Here is a 21,484-nt window from a genome sequence, read left to right as displayed (position 1 = left end):
CTCGCCGATATCGGCACGCACGAGGAGCTCCAGGAGCGGTCCGCCCTCTACCGGCGGCTGCTGACCGACCCGGACGAACTCGGCGGTGTCTCCCCGGGCCATGCGTTGCCCGCGGCCCCGCAGGAGGACACGACCCTGGGGGTCCCCCCGCTCGAGCCCATCCACGAGTGGGGAAGGGAGGAGCTGGACCCCGAGTTCGACACCGAGCGCGGTGTCACCCCGCACCTGTGGAGCGGCGACCGCGAACCGAAGGACCACGCGCTGGCCGCGTCCCCGGCGACCCCCGAACTCCTCGCCCAGGTCGAGAAGCTTCCTCCGGCCACCGACACCCCCGGCATCGACGAGGCACAGGCGGTCCGGCCCGAGGACTCGTACGGCCTCACCCGGCTGTTGCGCGGCTTCGGCATGCCCCTCCTGGTCAGCCTCGCCCTCGTCGCGGTCGACGCGGGCACGGGTCTGCTGCTGCCGATCCTGATCCGGCACGGCATCGACCAGGGCGTCTCCCGGATGGCCCTCGGCGCGGTCTGGACCGCGTCCCTGCTCGCGCTGGTCGCCGTCCTCGTCCAATGGGTGGCTCAGTCCGGCGAGACCCGGATGACCGGACGGACCGGTGAACGTGTCCTCTATTCGCTCCGGCTGAAGATCTTCGCCCAGCTCCAGCGGCTCGGACTCGACTACTACGAGCGGGAGCTGACGGGCCGGATCATGACCCGGATGACGACCGACGTGGACGCGCTGTCGACGTTCCTGCAGACGGGCCTGGTCACCGCCTGTGTCTCCGTCGTCACCTTCTTCGGCATCATGGTCGCGCTGCTCGTGCTCGACGTGCAGCTCGCGCTCGTCGTCTTCGCCACGCTGCCCCCGCTGATCGTGGCCACCGTCTTCTTCCGCCGGGCGAGCGTGAAGGCGTACGAACTCGCCCGCGAGCGGGTGTCGGCGGTCAACGCCGATCTTCAGGAGTCGGTGTCCGGGCTGCGGATCCTGCAGGCCTTCCGGCGCGAGCGGGACGGCGCGCGGCACTACACGGAGGGCAGCGACAGCTACCGCAGCGCGCGTATCCGCGGCCAGTGGCTGATCTCCGTGTACTTCCCCTTCGTGCAGCTGCTGTCCTCGGTGGCCGCGGCGGCCGTGCTGATGGTGGGCGCGCACCGGGTGGACGCCGGGACCCTGACGACGGGCGCCCTGGTCGCGTATCTCCTCTACATCGACCTGTTCTTCGCGCCGGTGCAGCAGCTGTCCCAGGTCTTCGACGGCTACCAGCAGGCCACGGTCTCCCTCGGCCGCATCCAGGAGCTGCTCCGGGAGCCGACCACGACGAAGGCCGCCGCCGAGCCCGTCGAGGTGCGGTCGCTGCGCGGCGACATCGCCTTCGAGGGCGTCGACTTCGCCTACGGCGACGACGAGGAGGCGCTCAGCGGGATCGACCTGACCATCCCCGCCGGGCAGACCGTCGCCTTCGTCGGCGAGACGGGAGCCGGCAAGTCGACCCTGGTGAAGCTCGTCGCCCGGTTCTACGACCCCACGCGCGGCCGGGTGCTGGTCGACGGCAGCGATCTGCAGTCGCTGGACCTGTCCTCGTACCGGCACCGGCTCGGTGTTGTCCCGCAGGAGGCGTACCTCTTCGAGGGGACCGTGCGGGACGCCGTCGCCTACGGGCGCCCGGACGCCACCGACGCCGAGGTGGAGGCCGCGGCGAGGGCGGTCGGCGCGCACGAGATGATCGCCACGCTGGAGGGCGGCTATCTGCACGAGGTGGCCGAGCGCGGACGCAATCTGTCGGCCGGGCAGCGGCAGTTGATCGCCCTGGCCCGCGCGGAGCTGGTCGACCCGGACGTCCTGCTGCTCGACGAGGCGACCGCCGCGCTCGATCTGGCAACGGAGGCGCAGGTCAACCGCGCGACGGATCGTCTCGCCGGCCGCCGTACGACGCTCGTGGTCGCCCACCGGCTGACCACGGCCGCCCGCGCGGACCGGGTGGTGGTGATGGACCACGGCCGGGTCGCCGAGGACGGTACCCACGGCGAACTGCTGGCGCGCGGCGGGCGGTACGCGGAGCTGTGGCGCACGTTCGTCGGAGAGCCTGAGCCGGAGGAGTCCGTCGGCTCCACGGCGTGAGCGGGAGCCGGCGGCCGAGCACGGCCACCGACGCGCTGTCCACACCCTGTCCCCGCCGAACGCAACCATCCTGACTACGTCAGGCGTCCGTACATCAGTACGTTGATGGTCACGGGGAGGACAACGGTGGACAGTGGTGCGATACGGCGGCGCCTGGCGCTCGGTATGGCCGTGCTGACGGCCTCCGGTCTGCTCGCGGTGGCGAGCCCGGGCAGCGCTCAGGCGGCCGAGTCCTGTTCCGGGCGGAAGGTCCGTACGCTCCCGTTCTCCACCGGCTCGGTGCGGGTCTACCGGCACGACGGTTATGTGTGCGCGGTGACCGTGCCGAAGACGGTGTCCGGCCGCAAGCCGATGTCGGTCAGCGTGCAGGCGCGCGGTCTCCGTCCCGCCGCCGACGTCGGCCGGTACACCCATCACGCCGGCCCCGTGACCGTGCACGCCGGTCACCGGTGCGTGTGGTTGCGCGGTTCGGTGGGGACCGGGTCGGTCAGTTCGGGCTGGATCCTGTGCTGACGGATCGCCGAACGCGGCCGGGTCCTTCTTCGCGAATTCACGGGTTTTCCCGACCTCCCCTGGTGTGAGACCAGTTGCTCCGCTAGGTTCCGGCGGACATCCGCGTTCACAGGGGAGGGTGCATGCGCAAGGCGCTCAGATGGCTGCTGGCGCTCGTGATACTCGTCGGCGCGCTGAGTACTGCCGGGGCGGCCACCGCCGCCACGGCCGACACGGACATCAAGGACCGATTGCTCGCCATCCCGGGCATGAGCCTGATCGAGGAGAAGCCGTACCCCGGGTACCGCTTCTTCGTCCTCAACTACACCCAACCGGTGGACCACCGGCACCCGTCCCAGGGCACGTTCCAGCAGCGGATCACCGTGCTGCACAAGGACGTCTCCCGGCCGACCGTCTTCTACACCGGTGGATACAACGTCTCCACGACCCCGAGCCGCCGTGAGCCGACCCAGATCGTGGACGGCAACCAGGTCTCCATGGAGTACCGCTTCTTCACCCCCTCCCGCCCGCAGCCCGCCGACTGGTCGACACTCGACATCTGGCAGGCGGCGAGCGACCAGCACCGCATCTACGAGGCGCTCAAGCCGATCTACAGCCGGCGCTGGCTTGCGACGGGCGGCTCAAAGGGCGGTATGACGGCGACGTACTACGAGCGCTTCCACCCCCGCGACATGGACGGCATCGTGGCGTACGTCGCCCCGAACGACGTCGTGAACGACGAGGACTCCGCCTACGACCGCTTCTTCGCGACGGTCGGCACCAAGGAGTGCCGGGACCGGCTCCAGGCGGTACAGCGCGAGGCGCTGGTGCGCCGGGAGTCACTGGAGAAGACGTACCAGCAATACGCGTCGGACAACGGCTACACGTTCACCACGATCGGCAGCCTCGACCGGGCCTACGAGGCGGTCGTCCTCGACTACGTGTGGGGCTTCTGGCAGTACAGCCTTTTGTCGGACTGCGACACGATCCCGGCGGATGCGAAGCATGCGACGGACGACGAGATCTGGAACTCCGTCGACGCGATCTCCGGCTTCTCCTTCTACACCGACCAGGGCCTGGCGCCGTACACGCCGTACTACTACCAGGCGGGCACGCAGCTGGGAGCGCCGACGATCCACTTCCCGTACATCGAGAAGAAGTACGTGCGCTACGGCTACCAGCCGCCCCGGAACTTCGTACCCCGCTCCATCCCGATGAAGTTCCAGCCGGCGGCGATGCGCGACGTGGACACGTGGGTCAGGCACCACGCACAGCACATGCTCTTCGTCTACGGCCAGAACGACCCGTGGGGCGCGGAACGCTTCCGACTCGGCGCGGGTGCGCGTGACTCCTACGTCTTCACGGCTCCGGGCCTGAACCACGGCGCGAACGTGGCCGGCCTGGTTTCCGATCAGAAGGCGCTGGCCACGGCCCGCATCCTGGACTGGGCGGGCGTCGCGTCGACGACGGTGCAGGAGAACCCGTCGTCGGCGAAGCCGCTGGCGAAGTACGACGCGAGGCTGGACCGCCGCGACGTGGAGCGCGAACCGGTGCTCAGGCCGTGATGTGTCGCCGTCGCGACGAGGACCAGGGGCCTTCCCCGTCCCGCGCCGCGACGGCGAGCCGACACGAGGGCGGTGACCGCCGAGTCCGCACGGCGGTCACCGCCCTCGCTCACATCCTCCGTGCGCACCCCACCGGCCTGCTGCCGCTCAGTTGGACGTAGAGCGCCGTCGACTTGGGGCACTGCGCGCGGCGTGCCACCGCCGATGTCACCTGGTACTCGGGCGGGGGGCCGCCCGTGCCGTCGCAGGCCGTCTCGCGGACCTGGCCCTTGCCCGCGCCGTACACGCAGTCGCCCACGATGGTGCGCGGTCCGCCACCGCCCCCGGGGTCGCCCGGGTGGGGCGGCTCCAGGTTCCGCATGCACGCGTATCCCTGCGGCACCGCCCCGTCCCCGTCCTCGTCCGAGGCCGGTCTGGACTCGCTGATGTGCAGGACGAAGTCCGTGGTGGCCGGGCACGCGGGACCGTGCGACGGGTTGCCGTCGTAGCGTGCTATCACCCGTGCCGCCGCGCGTTCGCTGGTGCACGGCACCTCGGTGAAGCTGGTCGTCCCGAAGGAACTGCACTCGTCGACCGCGAGGAACTCGGCCCCGTATCCGATCGGCCGGGTGGACGTGGCGCCCGTGCTCGGCCGGTCCTTCGCCGTCTCCGACGCCGTCCGGCAGCCGGTGATCCCGGCCGCCGTCAGCGCAGCCGTCAACAGCGCGCCCAGCAACGCTCGTGTCCCTCGCATCGCGACCCCCCGGTCCAGCGTGACCCGCGGTCACGACTCACGCCAGACATGTGGGGTGTTTTGCGACAGTTGGTGACGAGGTGTCCGGTGCGGGGCGTATCTCTAGTACGACAGCCCGTACCCGACGGGGTACAGAACCTGCGTCGGATCGTCCGCCCGTTGGACCGGAACCGGCAGCCTTCCGTGCGGAGACACGCGTCCGGCGATCACCCGGGCGGCCGCGCGCAGTTCGACGTCCGTCCAGGAGTAGGACGCCAGGAACGCCTCGGTGTCGGGCAGTTGGGCCACGTCGTACGGGTTGCGGAGGGCGATCGCGACGACCGGCTTCCCGGTGGCGATCAACCGGTTCACCAGGGTCCGCTGGGAGCTCGTGGCGCTCACGTTGTAGGTGCCCACGACCACCGCGTCCGCATTCCCCGCCGCCGTCACGGCCTTCTCGATCGTCGCCGACGAGGGCGCGGTGCCGGTGGACAGCGCGGTCGCAGCGAAACCGAGACCGGTGAGGGCATCGGCCAGGACGGTGGTGGGCGGTCCGTCGGTACCGGACGGTGACGCCGGGTTGGCGCCGACCACCAGCAGCCGCGGATGGGTCCGGCGCGAAAGCGGCAGCACGCGTCGCTCGTTGACCAGCAGCGTGGTGGTGCGGTCCGCGATGCGGTCCGCCGCGTGCAGGTGCTCCGGGATGCCGACGGTCCCGTCGACGCCGGCGTCGGTGACGTACGGCCGGTCGAGCAGCCCCAGTTTCGCCTTCAGCCGCAGGACGCGCAGAAGTGACTCGTCCAGCCGGGCCTCGGTCAGCTCCCCGCTCCGCACGGCCTGGAGCACCGCGTTCCATGCCACGTCCAGGGACGGCGGGTTGAGCAGCTGGTCGACGCCGGCCTTCAGGGCGAGCACGGGCACGCGGTCGTCGCCGTACTTCTGGCGTACGCCCTCCATGCCCAGTGAGTCGGTGACCACGACCCCGTCGAAGCCCAGTTCCTCGCGCAGGATGCCGGTGAGGATCGGGTGCGAGAGCGTCGCCGGGTCACCGGAGTCGTCGAGCGCGGGAACCATGATGTGCGCGGTCATGATCGCGTCGATTCCCGCGCGGATGGCCGCCCGGAAGGGCACCGCGTCGAGTTTCTCCCACAGCTCCCGGCTGTGGGTGATGACCGGGAACCCGAAGTGGCTGTCGACAGCGGTGTCGCCGTGGCCCGGGAAGTGCTTTGCGGTCGCAGCGACCCCGGAGGACCCGTAGCCCGTCACCTCGGCTGCGACTAGGCCGGCCACCGCGTCCGGGTCGGCGCCGAAGGACCGTACGCCGATGACCGGGTTGGCCGGGTTGACGTTCACGTCGGCGTCGGGCGCGTAGTCCTGGCGGATGCCGAGGGCGCGCAGCTCGGCGCCGGAGATCCGGCCGAGCGTACGGGCGTCGGCGCGGGAGCCGCCCGCTCCCATCGCCATCGCGCCCGGGAACAACGTGGCGGGCTTGCCCACGCGCGCCACTATCCCGTGCTCCTGGTCCGTGGCGATCAGGACGGGCAGCCCGCGGGGCTGGTCGAGGGACGCCTTCTGGATCCCGTTCGACAGGTCCGCGATCTGGTGCGGATTGCGGGTGTTGTGCGCCCAGGCGAAGTAGATGATGCCGCCGACGCGGTACTTGGCGACCAGCTCGGCGGCCGTGCGTACGCCGATCTCCTTGAGGTTGGCGTCGATGTCGGCCTGGTCCGGGTCCGTGGCCGAGTGGCCGTAGACCCGCATCACGAAGAGCTGGCCGACCTTCTCTTCGAGCGTCATACGCGAGATGAGGTCCCGGAGCTGCTCGTCGGCGAGTGCGGCGGGTGCGGCGGCGTGGCCGGTGCCCGGGGTGAGGGCGAGGGCCGCGGTCAGGCCCGCGGTGGCGGCGAGGACCGTCCGTCTGGAGGGGGTGGGGGTGCTTCCTTTGCCGGCGTCGTGCACGTGCGATCCTTCCGGAGGAGATCACTGAAGGAAACTTCCAAGTAGCCACCAATATCCGGGAAGTTTCTGCCAGTCAAGGGAATGCACAGCAACGGGTGAGGGGCCGTCATCGGCGCTGTCGGAGGGGGCGCGCCGATGACGGCGTGCTGCCGGCCGCGTGCGGTGGAGAGGGTGGTCGGCGATCGCAGCCAGCAGCGAGGGCCGACACCGCAGACGGAGACTCATCCGGCAGCTCGCGAGTGGGACGGGCGGGTGCACGGACGGGTTCCCGGTTCCGGCCAGGTCGCCGGAAGCCGATACCGCTGATCTCGAGGCGATGATGTGGGGTGACTGTGGCATTCCGGTGGGCATGACCTGAGCCCGGGCACCGGCGGACGATCGGCGGCGGGAGAATCCGTAGCCGGCGGAACACCGGGGACGTCCGAGCGTACGGGTGGGTTCAAAAGGGCGGGGCGGGCGGGCGCGGTCACTCGCGGAGGCTGATCGCTCCCTGCCGCACCCGGCCGGCGAATATCCGGGTGCTCACGCCGACTCGCCGAGCAACCGGGCCAGGTGTTCCCGGCCTGGTCCGAGCAGTTCCGGCAGCGGCGCCGCCGCCTCGTACCACCGCTTCTCGTACTCCCAGCACAGCCAGCCGTCCCAGTCGTGGCGGGAGAGGACCTCCACGCATTCGGTGAGCGGGAGCACACCGGAACCCAGGGGAAGCGGAGTCCTGTCCTCGGCGGACGCGATGTCCTTGACCTGGACGTAGCCGAGGTACGGGGACAGGGCCGGGTAGGTCTCGTGCGGCTGCTCGCCGCCCAGCCAGGTGTGCATCACGTCCCACAGCGCGCCCACGTGACGGTGGCCGACGGCGCCGAGGACCCGGATGGCGTCCGCACCGGTGGGGTGCGAGTCGTGGGTCTCCAGCAGGATGCGTACGTCGACGTCGGCTGCGTACTCGGCGGCGGTGCCCAGCCGACGGGCGGCCGTGGCGTCGGCTTCCGGGGAGGACTGCTCGGCGCCACCGCCGGGGAAGACGCGGATGTAGGGGGCGCCCACGTCGCGGGCCAGGTCGAGGAGTGCGCGGATCTCGCTGAGTACGGGCCCGTCGTCACCGGGCGCGGCGACGCGCGCGTATCCCGCGAGTCCCAGGATCTCGATGCCGCCCGCCGCGAACGCGGCGGCCACCTCGGCCCGCTCGGCCGGGCCGATGCCGGGGTGCACCGGCTCTTCGGGATGCGCACGCAGCTCCACACCGTGGTAGCCGTGCACGGCCGCGAGCCGGACCACGTCCGGGACGGGCAGACCAGGGACACCGAGGGTGGAGAAGGCTGTCCTCATGCCCACGGACCCTACTCGCCACCGGCGCACCCCGCCTCTCGTCCTTACTCCGGCGGGCCGAGCAGGTCGAGCCGCCAGTCCTGGCCGACCAGGTCCTTGCCGAAGGAGCGGTGGGGTTTCTCGGCGACGAGGACGAAGCCGTGGCGCTGGTAGATGCGGCGGGCGGCGGCGAGGACGTCGTTGGTCCACAGGACCAGCTCGCGATAGCCGACGCCGCGCACGAAGTCGACGCACGCCTCGACCAGCCGGTCGCCGATGCCGAGGCCGCGTGCGTCGGGTTCGACGAGCAGCAGCCGCAGTCTGGCGGTGGCCGGGGCCTCGTCGCGTACGCACATCACGCATCCCACCGGTCGTCCTCCGGCGCTCTCGGCGATCCACACCTTCTCCAGGTGCGGGTCGTGGTCCTCGGCGAAGTCGGCGACGATCCTTGCCACCAGCCCCTCGTAGTCGGCGTTCCAGCCGTACTCGGCGGCGTACACGGCGGCATTGCGCTGCACGATCCAGCCCAGCTCGCCCGGGACGGGGTCGCGCAGCATCACATCCTCGGGGCGCGCGGCGCGATCGCCTCCGAGGACCGTACGGATCGTGCGCATCGCCTCCGCGAGGCGCGGCCGGTCGGCGGGGGAGACGGTGTCGAGCAGCGTGGAGACGGTCTCGCGTGCCCGTTCCTCCAGCAGGGCCGCCGTGTCCCGGCCACGCGGGGTGAGGCTGATCCGCCGGCGGCGGGGATCGGTCTCGGAGGGCGCCCGCTCGACCAGCCCGTCCTGCTCGAACTTGTTGAGGATCCGGCTCAGATATCCCGCGTCCAGGGAGAGTTCGGCACGCAGGTCGGCCGCGTCCGTACGGCGTGCGTGTGCCAGCTCGTACAGCACACGGGACTCCGTGAGCGTGTAGGGGGCGTAGAGGTGGCGGCCGTAGTCCAGCGCGCCGATGACGTTCGTGTAGAAGCGGTTGAACGAGCGGATGTCCTGGACGGTCATGGTCGGCCCCGGCAGTCCGAATGATTGACTCAGTCAGAGGTACGGGGAAGCATACGTCGGCTTCCGGCCGCCGTCCATGGGTGCGGGGCCGGCTCTTCGGTCAGCCGGCTCGCCCGGCGGATCGCGGTGCCGCCGTCGACCCCCGGACCATCAACTTCCCACGCACCGTGGCGATCCCGCCCGGCGGCGCTTCCTCGCGGCCCATCGCGACACGGCCGGCGCGGGCGCCCGCCTCGGCCAGCGGCAGGCGCACCGTCGTCAGCGCAGGTACCGCGTCGATCGCGAACGGGAGGTCGTCGAAGCCGGCCACCGACACGTCCTCGGGGATGCGCAGACCCGAGTCCCGCAGTGCCGCACAGGCTCCGAGCGCCACCGTGTCGTTCGCCGCCACGATCGCCGTCAACGACGGGTCACGGCACAGCAGTTCCAGGGTCGCCGCGTAGCCGGCGCGCCGGTCGTACGGGCCGTGCACGGTCAGCCGGGGGTCGTCCGCGATCCCGGCGGCGGCCAGAGCCGCACGGTGTCCCTCCAGCCGGTGCCGCGTCGTCGTGCGCTCCACCGGGCCGGCGATGTACCCGAGCCGCCGGTGGCCGAGCGCGATCAGGTGTTCGGTGAGCCGGTGCGCACCGCCGCGGTTGTCGAAGGTCAGCGTGATCGCCTCGGGGGCCGGCGGGCGCCCGCACAGGACCAGCCGGGTCCCCGCCGCCGCGAGTTTGCACAGTTTCGAGCCCACCGCCTCCACGTGCGCGCTGTCCTCCACGGCGCCACCGGTGAGCACCACGGCCGCCGCCCGCTGCCGCTGGAGCAGGGTCAGATAGGTCAGCTCCCGCTCGGGCGATCCGCCGGTGTTGCAGACCACGGCGAGCCGCTCGCCGCCCGCGCGTCCACCGGGGCCCCCGATCTCCGACTGGATGGCGCTCGCCATGATCCCGAAGAACGGGTCGGCGATGTCGTTCACCAGGATGCCGACCAGGTCGGAGGTGGCCGCCGCGAGGGCGCTCGCGGGACCGTTGAGGACGTAGTCCAGCTCGTCCACCGCGCGCAGCACCCGCTCCCGGGTGGACGCCGCCACCGGGTAGTTGCCGTTCAGCACACGCGACACGGTGGCGGGCGACACCTGGGCGCGCGCCGCCACGTCCGCCAGGGTCACGGTCATCGTCGTCCTCCGGTCGCGTGTCTCGTGGTGGTCGTGGGTTCTCGCCGTTGTCGTCGTGGTTCAGGGGGCGGGGAGCCCCGTGCGGCCCCGCACGCCCTCCCGGAGATCCATCTACAGCTCTCCGGACATCCGTGTACAGGTCCGCGGTTCCCCTTGTTGGACGGATCGACCGACTGCACCGTGCCGTATCCGCCACGCCGCCTTGTGGGGCGTCGTACGCGGACACGTACGTCCCGTCGTCCACGGTCTTGTCCGACCCGTCGGACAGAGGCTAGCGTCGTGGTGCCCAGAAAGCGCTTGCTGTGGCGCTCGCGCATGGGTGTGCGGGGCGCCGTACGTGTACGGAGGTACTGACGTGACACGCAAGACGGTGCGCATCGCCATGAACGGTGTGACCGGGCGCATGGGTTACCGGCAGCATCTTGTCCGCTCCATCCTGGCCATCCGCGAGCAGGGCGGCCTCGAACTGGGCGACGGCACCCTCCTGTGGCCCGAGCCGGTCCTCGTCGGCCGCCGCGAGCACGCCCTGGCGGCGCTCGCCCGGCGGCACGGACTCGACCACTGGTCGACCGACGTGGACGCGGTCCTCGCCGAACCCGACGTCGAGGTCTACTTCGACGCCCAGGTCACGGCGGCGCGCGAGGAGTCGATCAGGAAGGCGATCGCGGCGGGCAAGCACATCTACACCGAGAAGCCCACGGCGACGGGGCTGGAGGGCGCCCTTGAGCTGGCCCGGCTCGCTCACGAGAAGGGCATCAGGAACGGCGTGGTCCAGGACAAGATCTTCCTGCCCGGGCTACTGAAGCTGAAGCGGCTGATCGACGGCGGCTTCTTCGGCCGGATCCTGTCCGTCCGCGGCGAGTTCGGCTACTGGGTCTTCGAGGGTGACTGGCAGCCCGCCCAGCGGCCGTCCTGGAACTACCGGGCCGAGGACGGCGGCGGCATCGTCGTCGACATGTTCCCGCACTGGGACTACGTGCTGCACGAGTTGTTCGGCCGGGTCGTCTCCGTCCAGGCTCTTGTCACCACCCATATTCCCCGGCGCCGGGACGAGGACGGCAAGCCGTACGACGCCACGGCCGACGACGCCGCCTACGGCATCTTCGAACTGGAAGGCGGCGCGATCGCCCAGATCAACTCCTCCTGGGCCGTGCGTGTCCACCGCGACGAACTCGTCGAGTTCCAGGTCGACGGCACCGAGGGCTCGGCCGTCGCCGGACTGCGCAGGTGCCGGGTGCAGCACCGGTCCGCCACCCCCAAGCCGGTCTGGAACCCGGACATCCCCGCCACCGACGTCTTCCGCGACCAGTGGCAGGAGGTGCCGGACAACGCCGAGTTCGGCAACGGTTTCAAGGCCCAATGGGAGCTGTTCCTCAGGCATGTGTACGCCGGTGCGCCCTACCACTGGGACCTGCTGGCGGGCGCTCGCGGCGTCCAGCTGGCCGAACTGGGCCTGAAATCCTCCGCCGAGGGCCGCCGTATCGACGTGCCGGAGATCTCGCTGTGACCATCCGGCTCCCGGACGCCGACGGCCGGCTCAGGACGTACGAGCCGCGCCGCGCACCCCTCGCCCTTTCCACCCGCACCCCTTTCACCTCCCGCACGGTCTTCGCCGCCGCACACGTCGTGGCCGACCCGTACGCGGACGTGTCCCCCGACGGGCCCGCCGCCGTCGACTGGGACGCGACGCTGGCTTTCCGCCGCCATCTGTGGTCGCACGGACTGGGCGTCGCCGAGGCCATGGACACGGCCCAGCGCGGGATGGGACTGGACTGGGCGGGCGCGGCGGAACTGATCCGCCGGTCCGCGGCCGAGGCCAAGGCGGTCGGCGGCCGCATCGCCTGCGGCGCCGGCACCGACCAGCTCGTGGCCGGATCCCTGGAGGAGATCCGCACGGCCTACGAGGAACAGCTCGCCCTCGTCGAGGGGGCGGGCGCGCAGGCGATCCTCATGGCGTCCCGCGCGCTGGCCGCCACGGCGAAGGGCCCCGAGGACTACCTCGACCTCTACGGCCACCTGCTGCGCCAGGTTGCGGACCCCGTGATCCTGCACTGGCTCGGCCCGATGTTCGACCCGGTCCTCGCGGGCTACTGGGGTTCGCCCGACCTCGACACGGCCACGGAGGTGTTCCTGGAGGTCATCTCCGCGCACCCGGACAAGGTGGACGGGGTGAAGATCTCACTGCTCGACGCCCGGCGGGAGATCGACCTGCGGCGCCGCCTCCCGCGGGGTGTGTGCTGCTACACGGGAGACGATTTCAACTACCCCGAGCTGATCGCGGGCGACGAGAAGGGCTTCAGCCACGCGCTGCTCGGCGTCTTCGACCCGCTGGGTCCGCCGGCGGCCGAGGCGGTGCGGGTGCTGGACACGGGCGATGTGGCGGGCTTCCGGGAACTCCTCGACCCCACGGTGGAGTTGTCCCGCCACCTGTTCCAGGCGCCCACCCGCTTCTACAAGACGGGCGTGGTCTTCCTGGCCTGGCTCGCGGGCCACCAGGAGCACTTCACGATGGTGGGCGGCCTGCAGTCGGCGCGCTCACTGCCGCACTTCGTGGCGGCGTACGAACTCGCCGACGGCCTCGGCCTGTTCCCGGATCCAGAGCGCGCGGAGACGAGGATGAGGACGCTGCTGTCCCTGTACGGGGTGGTCGGATGAGCGGCAGGGCACCGGAGCGCTTCTCCATCAACCAGATGACGGTGAAGCAGCTGAGCATCCCCGAACTGGTCAAGGCATGCCTGGAGTTGGGGGTGCGGAACGCGGGTCTGTGGCGGGAACCCGTGCAGTCGTACGGGGTGGAGGTCGCGGCGAAGCTGTTCCGCGACTCCGGGCTGACGGTGACGACGCTGTGCCGCGGCGGCTTCCTCACCGCGATCGACCCGGCCGAGCGCGCCCTGGCCCTTGCCGACAACCGACGTGCGGTCGACGAGGCGGCCATCCTGGGCACGGACACGCTGGTTCTGGTGTCGGGCGGTCTGCCGGCCGGCTCCCGGGATCTGCGCGGGGCACGGGAACGGATCGCCGACGCGCTGGGCGAGCTGGGACCGTACGCGGCCGAGCGGGGTGTGCGGCTCGCCATCGAACCCCTCCACCCGATGTACGCGTCGGACCGCTGCGTGGTCTCCACCCTTGCGCAGGCACTGGACCTCGCCGAGCGTTTCCCGGCACGGCAGGTGGGGGTCACGGTGGACACTTACCACATCTGGTGGGACGACAGGGCCCCCGAGCAGATCGCCCGTGCGGGCGCCGGCGGCCGCATCTGCGCCTTCCAGCTCGCCGACTGGACCACCCCGCTGCCGGAGGGCGTCCTCAACGGACGCGGTCAGCTCGGCGACGGGTCGATCGACCTGCGGGAATGGAAGGGATACGTGGAGGCGGCGGCCTACACCGGGCCGATCGAGGTCGAACTCTTCAACGAGGTGCTGTGGGCGCGGGACGGGCGAGAGGTGCTGGCCGAGACGGTGGGGCGATTCGCGGAGCACGCGGCCTGAGGGCCGTCCCGTGTCCGGTGGTCACGTGATCAGGCGCGCGTCGGATGCCGCCTCTTACGGCCGCCCGTGGATCGAGCTACGGGCCGACGGGCACCCGGAACCCGTGCGTCGTGCACGCCGAGTTCGCCGCTGCACCGGACACCGCGCCCGGACACGATCCGCGCGGCCCAAGCCGCCCGCCAGGCCCGGAGTGGTTGCCCGCGCCGGCCCTGTCCGGACACTTCTCGGCCCCACCCCTGACCCGGGGCGGGGCCAGTGCCTTTCCCGGCTACCGGGTGCGCCGGGCGGTGCTGAAGCGGCGCTGGTACGCAGCGGGACTGATGGACAACTCCCGTACGAAGACCCGTCGGAGACTCTCGTAACTCGGGAATCCCGCCAGGGACGCCGCCTGTGTCGCGGTATGCCCCTGGTCGAGCAGGGCCTTTGCGATATCGAACCGGATCGACTCGACATAGCGGGCCGGTTCTCATCTTCCATCAATCCCGGCGTGTTTTCTTCTTCGCTTCTCTGCACGCGCGCGAGCTCGGTCTCCAGCCCGATCCCGAGCTGCTCTACATATCCGCGATGTTCCACGACACGGGGCTGTCGACTCCGTTCTCCGACGTGGAGCAGCGCTTCGAGCTCGACGGCGCCGACCACGCACGCAAGTTCCTGCTCGACCGCGGGTTCTCGAAGAGCGAGGCCGAGGTCGTCTGGACGGCGATCGCGCTGCACACGACGCCCGGGATTCCCGCCCGGATGGACCCGGTGACGGCCGCCACGAACTACGGCGTGCTGACCGACGTGGTCGGCTGGGGACTGGACCGGCTGGATGGCGGCCAGGTGGACGAGATCATCTCCGCCCATCCGCGCGGACAATTCAAGAAGGGATTTCTGCAGGCATTCGTCGACGGGCTCGAGAACCGTCCGGACACCACCTACGGGACCTTGAATTCGGACGTACTGGAACACTTCATTCCAGGTTTCCGCCGCAAGACCATGGTCGAGCGCGTCATCGATGCGCCCTGGCCGAATTGATGGCGAGGAATCCCGCCGTCCGGTGGTGCGGGTCGGCGCGGTCCGCCCACTGACCGAGGCGGCCGCCGCCTTTGCCCCGGAGTGGCGCATCACCGGCAGGACGATCATCCGGGTGGCTGAAGACCGGAGGTGAGGATGCCGTCCGTTCGCCAGTGACCGGACGACGACCGGATCGGCGGGCCGGGAGTATGTGCCGGACGCCCCTCGGCCGCGCCCGAAGGAAAACCGCCGGAGACCGTGCAACCCTTCCCCGGCCCTGGTTGTCGTACAGGGCGTCAGAACTCTCGGAGGGGGATCTGGGGGGATCGCGGGGTTCTGACAGGAGGGGGAACGCGAGGGGGCCCGGTCGAGGACGGGGCCCCCTCGAATCGTTCCGGACTCGGCCCTCGATCAGAAGAACACCCCGCACCGCAGCAGCACGTTCGCGTACGGCCGGGCCTCGCCCGTGCGGACGACCAGGCGTGCGTCCGCCGTCAGCCACTTCAGCTTCTCGTGGGGTATCAGCGCGAGATCCGGAAAACGGGCGTCCAGCAGGGACGACGCCTCGGGGTTCGCGTCCCTCACCTCGTGCGCCGCCGTCGCGCCCTCCACCACCAGCTCGTCCAGCAGACCGTCGAGGACCTCGGCGAAGGAGGGCACCCCCGCGCGGAACGCCAGATCCACCACCCGTGGTCCTGCCGGGACGGGCATGCCCGCATCGCACACCAGGACCGTGTCCCCGTGCCCCAACTCGGCCAGGGCGCCCGCGAGATGACGGTTCAGAATTCCGGCCTTCTTCACAGGGCCTCGACCTCCCCGGCGGTCGGGAACGACTCCTGCGCTCCGGGGCGGGTCACCGCGGCCGCGCCGACCCGCGCCGCGTAAGCCGCCGCCTCCGGCAGGGGCGAGCCCGTGCCGAGACGCCACGCCAGCGCCGCCGTGAAGGCGTCGCCCGCGCCCGTCGTGTCCACCGCGTCCACTTTCACGGACGCGACCCGGGCCATGGCCTCGGCGGTCGCCACCAGCGCGCCCTGAGCGCCCAGCGTCACCACGACCGAGCGGGGACCGAGGGCCAGCAGCGCGGCCGCCCAGTCCTCGGGCGATCCGTCCAGCTCCGCGCCCGCGATGACCCGCGCCTCGTGCTCGTTGACGATCAGCGGGTCGCACGCCGCGAGCACCTCGGCGGGCAGCGGCCGCGGCGGCGAGGGGTTCAGCACGAATCGGGTGCCGGACGGCAGACTCCGTACCACCTCCACGACCGTCTCCAGCGGGATCTCCAACTGGGCCGAGACCACCCGGGAGGCATGCAGCAGACTGCTCGCGGCCCGCACGTCCTCCGGGGAGAGCCGGGCGTTGGCCCCCGGCGAGACCACGATGCTGTTGTCCCCCGACGGGTCCACCGTGATCAGCGCGACACCGGTGGGTGCCCCGCCGGCCAGGATCCCCACCGTGTCGACGCCGGCCGTGCGCTGAGACTCCAGCAGCAGCCGGCCGTGCCCGTCGTCGCCGACGCGGGCCAGCAGCGCCGTACGGGCGCCGAGCCGGGCGGCGGCGACCGACTGGTTCGCGCCCTTGCCGCCCGGATGGACGACCAGGTCGGAGCCGAGCACGGTCTCCCCGGCCGCGGGCCGTCGCTCGACCCGGATCACCAGGTCGGCGTTGGCCGATCCGACGACCAGGAGGTCGTAGTCGTACATGAACTGTCTCCCAACGGATCCCCGTGGATCCCTGCATCGGTGAGGCCGGCGCCCGGCCGCGGACCGCACTGGAGGCGCGGCCCGCGGCCGAGGCGCCGGACGGGCGCGGGGGTCAGCCGCTGAACCCGGCCACGTTCTGCTTCGTGACCACCTTCACCGGAACCTTCACCGTCTCGGCGACCTTCTTGCCCTCGGCGGCCCGCAGTGCGTTGTCGACCGCGATCCGGCCCAGCTGCGTCGGCTGCTGGGCGACCGACGCGTACAGCGTGCCTGCCTTGACCGCGTTCAGGCCGTCGGGCTCGCCGTCGAAGCCGACGACCTGGACCGACGTTCCCGCCTTGGAGCCGAGCGCCTTGATCGCGCCGAGCGCCATCTCGTCGTTCTCGGCGAAGACGCCCTGGACGTCCGGGTGCGCCTGGAGCAGGTTCGACATCACGTCGAGGCCCTTGGTGCGGTCGAAGTCCGCCGGCTGCTTGGCCAGGACCTGGATGCCCGGGTAGGCCTTGAGACCCTCGGCGAAGCCGGCCCCGCGCTCACGGCTGGCGGATGTACCCGCCTGGCCCTGCAGGATGATGATCTTGCCCTTGCCGCCCAGCTTCTCGGCGAGCGCCTGCGCGGCGAGCTTGCCGCCCTCGATGTTGTCGGAGGCGACCAGCGCGGCCGTCTTGGCTTTGTTGACGGCCCGGTCGACGCCCACGACGGGGATGTCGGCCTTGTTCGCGGCCCGCACCGCGGGACCCGAGGCATCCGAGTCCACCGGGTTCACGATGATCGAGCCCAGGCCGGCGCTGGTGAAGTTCTGGAGCTGGTTCGCCTGCTGCGAGGCGTCGTTCTGCGCGTCCGTGACGGTCAGGTCGACGCCCAGCTTCTTCGCCTCCGCCTGCGCGCCCGACTTGATCTGCACGAAGAAGGGGTTGTTGAGGGTGGAGAGCGACAGACCGATCTTCTGCGTCGTCGAGGACGAGCCGCCGTGCAGGAAGGAGACCCCGCCCACGACGGCCGCCGCGACCACGGCGGCCAGCACGTACGTCACCACCTGCTTGCCCTTGCCGCCCGGAGAGGTACCGGCGGCCACGGGAGTGGTCCCCGCCTTCCGCCGCACCGTGTCCAGCAGGACCGCCAGGGCGATCACGACACCGATCACGACCTGCTGCCAGAAGGCCGACACCGAAAGGAGGTTGAGGCCGTTGCGCAGCACCGCGAGGATCAGCGCGCCGATCAGCGTGCCCGAGGCCTTGCCCGTGCCGCCCGCGAGGGAGGCGCCGCCGATGACGACCGCGGCGATCGCATCCAGCTCATAGCCGTTGGCGGCCTGCGGCTGCGCCGACGAAAGGCGCGAGGCGAGCACGATGCCCGCGGCCGCGGCGAACAGTCCGGACAGCGCGTAGATCGTGAGCTTCTGCTTCTTCACCCGCAGTCCGGACAGGCGTGCCGCCTCCTCGTTGCCGCCGATCGCGTACATCGAGCGGCCGATGTAGGTGCGGCCCAGCACGAACGCGGTGATCAGGCCCATGACGACCATGACCAGCACCGGCACGGGCAGCCAGCCGCCGAGGGTGTCACCCAGGTGCGAGATCGAGTCGGGGAACGCGATCGGGGAACCCTGCGAGATCACCAGCGACAGACCGCGGCCCACCGACAGCATGGCGAGCGTCGCGATGAACGGCGGCAGCTTGCCGTACGAGATCAGGATGCCGTTGACGAGACCGCAGGCCAGGCCCGTCGCGATGGCGAGGAACACCGCTATGACGACCGGGATCCCGGCAGAGGTGGCGCTCCAGGCGAGCACCGTGGCCGACAGCGCGGCGACCGAACCGACCGACAGGTCGATGCCCGCCGAGACGATCACGAAGGTGACGCCGAAGGCGAGGATGGCGGTCACCGCCGCCTGGACTCCGATGTTGAGCAGGTTGTCCGCCGTGAGGAAGTCGCCGGACAGCGCAGACATCGCGATGACCAGGACGATCAGCGCGGTGAGCGCACCGTTGTCGAGGAGGAGGCGGCGGACCCCCGCGGCGCCACCGGCGCCCGCTGTGCCCTTGAGCGTGTCAGTGGCCACGGGTGGCCTCCCTTTCGTTGACAGACGTGGTGGGTGTGGAGACGGCGAGCGCCATGACGGAGTCCTGCGTCGCCTCGTCGGCGGTCAGTTCGCCCGCGATCCGGCCCTGGGCCATCACCAGCACCCGGTCGCTCATGCCGAGCACCTCGGGCAGATCACTGGAGATCATCAGTACGGCGGCGCCGGCGGCCGTGAGTTCGTTGATCAGCTGGTAGATCTCGACCTTGGCGCCGACGTCGATGCCGCGTGTCGGCTCGTCGAGGATGAGCACCTTGGTGTTCGCGAGCAGCCACTTGCCGATGACGACCTTCTGCTGGTTGCCACCGGACAAGGTGCGCACGTGCTGGTCGAGTCCGGCCATCCGTACGCCGAGCTGCTCGGCGACCTTGGCCGCGGCGGCCCGCTGCCCCCTGCGATCGACCAGACCGCCGTGGGTCGCGGCCTGCATGGTCACGAGTCCCAGGTTCTCCTCGACGGACGCGTCGAGGACGAGCCCCTGGCCCTTGCGGTCCTCGGGCACGAGCCCGATGCCGGCATCCATCGCGGCGTTCACGTCGTGCCGCCGGACCACCGTCCCCGCGACGCGCACGGCCCCCTTGTCGTAGGGGTCGGCACCGAACACGGCCCGCACGACCTCCGTGCGGCCGGCCCCGACGAGCCCGGCGATGCCGACGACCTCACCGGCCCGCACCTCGAAGGACACATCGCGGAAGACGCCGTTGCGGGTGAGTCCCTCGACGGTGAGCAACGCGGCGCCCGATGCCGGCCGTTCGCGCGGGTACTGCTGCCCGATCGACCGCCCCACCATGAGACGTACGAGCTCGTCCTCGGGTGTGGACGCGGGGACCTGCCCGACGCTCTTGCCGTCGCGGATCACGGTCACCCGGTCCCCGAGGGCGGCGATCTCCTCGAGATGGTGGGTGATGAAGACGATCCCGACGCCGTCCTCGCGCAGCGTGCGCACGATGGCGAACAGCTTCTCGACCTCTTCGGAGGTGAGCACGGCCGTCGGCTCGTCCATGATGAGCACGCGCGCGTTCAGGCTCAGCGCCTTGGCGATCTCGATCATCTGCAGGCGCGCGATGCCGAGTTCACGGACCCGAGCGCGAGGGGACACCTGCACGCCGACGCGTTCCAGGAGCCGGGCGGCGTCGGCCTCCATCCGCTTCCTGTCGATCATCCCGAGCCGGCGCGGCTGCCGGCCGAGGAAGATGTTCTCGGCGACGGTCAGGTCGGGAACGAGGTTGAACTCCTGGTAGATGGTGGCGATCCCGAGGCGCTCGGAGTCCTGCGCACCGTGGATGCGCACCTCCTCGCCACCGGCCAGGATCCGCCCGCCATCGGGGCGGTAGGCGCCGGAGAGCATCTTGATGAGGGTGCTCTTGCCCGCGCCGTTCTCACCGAGCAGCGCATGCACCTCGCCCCGGCGCAGGTCGAAGTCGACGCCGTCGAGGGCGACCACGCCGGGGAAGGTCTTGCGTATGCCTTCGATGCGCAGCAACTCGTCCGGGTTGCTCACGGCTGGCTCCTGTTCGTTGCGGCGGACGGCTCCGTGGAAGCCGGGGGCTCCTGCAGAACCTGGGGCTCATGGGGAGCGGTCTCGCCGCACGAGCGGCGTGCGACGAGACGGGCGGGGAGGGTGACGGACTCGGGGGGCCGTCCCTCGATGCGGTCGACCAGCGCGCGCACGGCGGCGCGCCCCAACTCGCCCGTGGGCTGGGCTATGGCGGTGATCGGCGGATCGGTGTGCACGAACCACGGGATGTCGTCGAACGCGGCGAGTGCGATGTCGTCCGGAACCCGCAGGCCGCGCGCGCGGACGGCGTCCAGCGCGCCGAGCGCCATCAGGTTGTCGGCGGCGAACACGACCTCGGGCGGCTCGGCCAGGTCCAGGAACCGCTCGGTGGCCCGGCGCCCGCTCTGGGCCTGGAAGTCGCCCTGGCCTATGTAGACGTCCGGGAGAGCGAGCCCGTACGCGCCCAGGGCCTGGCGGAAGGCCTCGACGCGCTCACGTCCCGTCGTGGTCGCCGCCGGACCCGCGATGATCGCGAGCCGACGGTGGCCGAGCCCGTGCAGATGCGCGACGAGGTCGTGCACGGCCGCGTGTCCGTCGGACCGCACCACGGGTACGTCGAGGCCCGCGATCCACCGGTCGACGAAGACCATGGGCGTCCCGGACCGGGCCGCGTCCAGCATGAGCGGGGATCCGCCGTCGGTCGGCGAGACGAGCAGTCCGTCGATCCGCCGGTCCAGCAGGGTCCGCACATGGTGGTCCTGGAGGTCGGGCCGCTCGTCGGCGTTGCCGATGATCACGCTGTAGCCGAGCGCGCGGGCCTCCTCCTCCACGGAGCGGGCCAGATGTGTGAAGTAGGGGTTCAGTACGTCGCTGATGACCAGGCCGAGGGTGCGGGTCTGGTCGGTGCGCAGGGACCGGGCGACGGCGTTCGGGCGGTAGCCCAGCGCCTCGACGGCGGCCAGCACGCGGGTGCGCGCGTCGGCGCTGACCGACGGGTGGTCGTTCAGGACGCGCGACACCGTGGCGACGGATACGCCCGCCTCGGCGGCGACATCCTTGATGCTCGCCATCGCCGGGACCACCTCCTTGTGGGTCCTTTTAAGTCGTTTGCGAGTCGTGGAATCGTTTACACGACCGACACGAAGGATTGGAAACGATTACATGAAGGTGAATCAAGGGGTGGGTGACACCGAGACCCGATTGTGACCTGTGTGACCCAGGTCTCAGGTCGCCGGGATCCGGGGGGTCTTGTGGCGGTGCGGCGCCGCCCTCCGGGGCGGGCGGGATGCTTCGCCGCGGGTGGGCGCACGGTGTGCGGATGGTTCGTTCCCTGTGGCAGGGCTGTGACGTCAGGCGGTTGCGAGTGTCATGGCTGGACGTGAACATAGAGAGCTCAGAATCGTTCAGAGGGGTCAACTCGCCACAG

General features: G+C 70.9%; 17 protein-coding genes and 1 pseudogene. 7 read left to right on the top strand and 11 right to left on the bottom strand.

Features of this window, described 5'->3' with window-relative positions; translation table 11 throughout:
* The 3 genes from VXC91_RS30110 to VXC91_RS30100 form a co-directional block, all read left to right on the top strand.
* The coding region (locus tag VXC91_RS30110; protein ID WP_329510510.1) for an ABC transporter ATP-binding protein at nucleotides 1–2,115 on the top strand (2,115 nt) is incomplete at its 5' end.
* Between the two features lie 126 nt (nucleotides 2,116–2,241).
* Complete coding sequence (locus tag VXC91_RS30105; RefSeq protein ID WP_329510509.1) at nucleotides 2,242–2,628, top strand: hypothetical protein; 387 nt, start codon at nucleotides 2,242–2,244, stop codon at nucleotides 2,626–2,628.
* 122 nt (nucleotides 2,629–2,750) lie between these two features.
* Nucleotides 2,751–4,172, top strand: a complete 1,422-nt coding sequence (locus tag VXC91_RS30100) for a S28 family serine protease (protein WP_329510508.1) — start codon at nucleotides 2,751–2,753, stop codon at nucleotides 4,170–4,172.
* A gap of 109 nt (nucleotides 4,173–4,281) precedes the next feature.
* Here the strand turns inward: VXC91_RS30100 and VXC91_RS30095 are convergent, their stop codons facing one another.
* The 5 genes from VXC91_RS30095 to VXC91_RS30075 all read right to left on the bottom strand — a co-directional run bounded on the left by VXC91_RS30095 (nucleotide 4,282) and on the right by VXC91_RS30075 (nucleotide 10,302).
* Nucleotides 4,282–4,905 (bottom strand): hypothetical protein, encoded by a 624-nt coding sequence (locus VXC91_RS30095; protein ID WP_329510507.1) that lies wholly within the window; start codon nucleotides 4,903–4,905, stop codon nucleotides 4,282–4,284.
* Nucleotides 4,906–5,007: 102 nt separating this feature from the next.
* Nucleotides 5,008–6,843, bottom strand: a complete 1,836-nt coding sequence (locus VXC91_RS30090; protein WP_329510506.1) for a glycoside hydrolase family 3 protein — start codon at nucleotides 6,841–6,843, stop codon at nucleotides 5,008–5,010.
* Between the two features lie 522 nt (nucleotides 6,844–7,365).
* The gene (locus tag VXC91_RS30085) at nucleotides 7,366–8,166 is read right to left on the bottom strand and encodes a sugar phosphate isomerase/epimerase family protein (protein WP_329510505.1); all 801 of its coding nucleotides are present in this window, start codon (nucleotides 8,164–8,166) and stop codon (nucleotides 7,366–7,368) included.
* A gap of 44 nt (nucleotides 8,167–8,210) precedes the next feature.
* Nucleotides 8,211–9,146 carry a bifunctional helix-turn-helix transcriptional regulator/GNAT family N-acetyltransferase gene (locus tag VXC91_RS30080; RefSeq protein ID WP_329510504.1) on the bottom strand — a complete coding sequence of 312 codons (936 nt, stop codon included), beginning with the start codon at nucleotides 9,144–9,146 and terminating at the stop codon, nucleotides 8,211–8,213.
* Nucleotides 9,147–9,246: 100 nt separating this feature from the next.
* Nucleotides 9,247–10,302, bottom strand: a complete 1,056-nt coding sequence (locus VXC91_RS30075; protein ID WP_329510503.1) for a LacI family DNA-binding transcriptional regulator — start codon at nucleotides 10,300–10,302, stop codon at nucleotides 9,247–9,249.
* A 355-nt stretch (nucleotides 10,303–10,657) separates the two neighbouring features.
* Here VXC91_RS30075 and VXC91_RS30070 point away from each other — a divergent pair, with 355 nt between their 5' ends.
* From VXC91_RS30070 to VXC91_RS30060, 3 genes are read left to right on the top strand one after another with little or no spacing between them, the layout of a single operon-like run.
* The gene (locus VXC91_RS30070; RefSeq protein WP_329510502.1) at nucleotides 10,658–11,809 is read left to right on the top strand and encodes a Gfo/Idh/MocA family protein; all 1,152 of its coding nucleotides are present in this window, start codon (nucleotides 10,658–10,660) and stop codon (nucleotides 11,807–11,809) included.
* Nucleotides 11,806–12,957 carry a dihydrodipicolinate synthase family protein gene (locus VXC91_RS30065; RefSeq protein ID WP_329510501.1) on the top strand — a complete coding sequence of 384 codons (1,152 nt, stop codon included), beginning with the start codon at nucleotides 11,806–11,808 and terminating at the stop codon, nucleotides 12,955–12,957. The genes VXC91_RS30070 and VXC91_RS30065 overlap by 4 nt, the downstream gene beginning before the upstream one ends.
* Nucleotides 12,954–13,790 (top strand): sugar phosphate isomerase/epimerase family protein, encoded by an 837-nt coding sequence (locus VXC91_RS30060; protein ID WP_329510500.1) that lies wholly within the window; start codon nucleotides 12,954–12,956, stop codon nucleotides 13,788–13,790. The genes VXC91_RS30065 and VXC91_RS30060 overlap by 4 nt, the downstream gene beginning before the upstream one ends.
* A 268-nt stretch (nucleotides 13,791–14,058) precedes the next feature.
* On the opposite strand, the pseudogene VXC91_RS30055 reads toward VXC91_RS30060, so the two are convergent.
* A pseudogene (locus tag VXC91_RS30055) lies at nucleotides 14,059–14,253 on the bottom strand (helix-turn-helix domain-containing protein); the annotation flags it as partial.
* Between VXC91_RS30055 and VXC91_RS30050 the strand changes: the two are divergent.
* Entirely contained in the window at nucleotides 14,214–14,807 is a 594-nt protein-coding gene (locus VXC91_RS30050) for an HD domain-containing protein (protein WP_329510499.1), read from the top strand. The pseudogene VXC91_RS30055 and the gene VXC91_RS30050 overlap by 40 nt on opposite strands.
* A gap of 390 nt (nucleotides 14,808–15,197) precedes the next feature.
* On the opposite strand, the gene rbsD is transcribed toward VXC91_RS30050, so the two are convergent.
* The 5 genes from rbsD to VXC91_RS30025 form a co-directional block, all read right to left on the bottom strand.
* Entirely contained in the window at nucleotides 15,198–15,587 is a 390-nt protein-coding gene (gene rbsD / locus VXC91_RS30045) for a D-ribose pyranase (protein ID WP_329510498.1), read from the bottom strand.
* Nucleotides 15,584–16,483, bottom strand: a complete 900-nt coding sequence (locus VXC91_RS30040) for a ribokinase (RefSeq protein ID WP_329510497.1) — start codon at nucleotides 16,481–16,483, stop codon at nucleotides 15,584–15,586. Before VXC91_RS30040 ends, rbsD begins: the two co-directional genes overlap by 4 nt.
* A gap of 112 nt (nucleotides 16,484–16,595) precedes the next feature.
* Entirely contained in the window at nucleotides 16,596–18,542 is a 1,947-nt protein-coding gene (locus VXC91_RS30035; protein ID WP_329510496.1) for an ABC transporter permease/substrate-binding protein, read from the bottom strand.
* Entirely contained in the window at nucleotides 18,532–20,061 is a 1,530-nt protein-coding gene (locus VXC91_RS30030; RefSeq protein WP_329510495.1) for a sugar ABC transporter ATP-binding protein, read from the bottom strand. The genes VXC91_RS30035 and VXC91_RS30030 overlap by 11 nt, the downstream gene beginning before the upstream one ends.
* The gene (locus VXC91_RS30025) at nucleotides 20,058–21,128 is read right to left on the bottom strand and encodes a LacI family DNA-binding transcriptional regulator (protein WP_329510494.1); all 1,071 of its coding nucleotides are present in this window, start codon (nucleotides 21,126–21,128) and stop codon (nucleotides 20,058–20,060) included. Before VXC91_RS30025 ends, VXC91_RS30030 begins: the two co-directional genes overlap by 4 nt.
* Nucleotides 21,129–21,484 lie beyond the last annotated feature (356 nt).

The sequence above is a fragment of the Streptomyces chiangmaiensis genome (assembly GCF_036281785.1).
In the GTDB taxonomy this organism is placed as follows: domain Bacteria; phylum Actinomycetota; class Actinomycetes; order Streptomycetales; family Streptomycetaceae; genus Streptomyces; species Streptomyces chiangmaiensis.
The sequence above is the reverse complement of the archived record's forward strand: the minus strand, read 5'-3'. Positions and strand labels throughout refer to the sequence as shown.

Excerpts from the sequence above, each read along its gene's own strand:
- VXC91_RS30085 (WP_329510505.1), bottom strand. The coding sequence starts at position 8,166 with ATGAGGACAGCCTTCTCCACCCTCGGTGTCCCTGGTCTGCCCGTCCCG.
- VXC91_RS30095 (WP_329510507.1), bottom strand. The coding sequence starts at position 4,905 with ATGCGAGGGACACGAGCGTTGCTGGGCGCGCTGTTGACGGCTGCGCTG.
- VXC91_RS30100 (WP_329510508.1), top strand. The coding sequence starts at position 2,751 with ATGCGCAAGGCGCTCAGATGGCTGCTGGCGCTCGTGATACTCGTCGGC.
- VXC91_RS30040 (WP_329510497.1), bottom strand. The coding sequence starts at position 16,483 with ATGTACGACTACGACCTCCTGGTCGTCGGATCGGCCAACGCCGACCTG.
- VXC91_RS30080 (WP_329510504.1), bottom strand. The coding sequence starts at position 9,146 with ATGACCGTCCAGGACATCCGCTCGTTCAACCGCTTCTACACGAACGTC.
- VXC91_RS30075 (WP_329510503.1), bottom strand. The coding sequence starts at position 10,302 with ATGACCGTGACCCTGGCGGACGTGGCGGCGCGCGCCCAGGTGTCGCCC.
- VXC91_RS30060 (WP_329510500.1), top strand. The coding sequence starts at position 12,954 with ATGAGCGGCAGGGCACCGGAGCGCTTCTCCATCAACCAGATGACGGTG.
- VXC91_RS30025 (WP_329510494.1), bottom strand. The coding sequence starts at position 21,128 with ATGGCGAGCATCAAGGATGTCGCCGCCGAGGCGGGCGTATCCGTCGCC.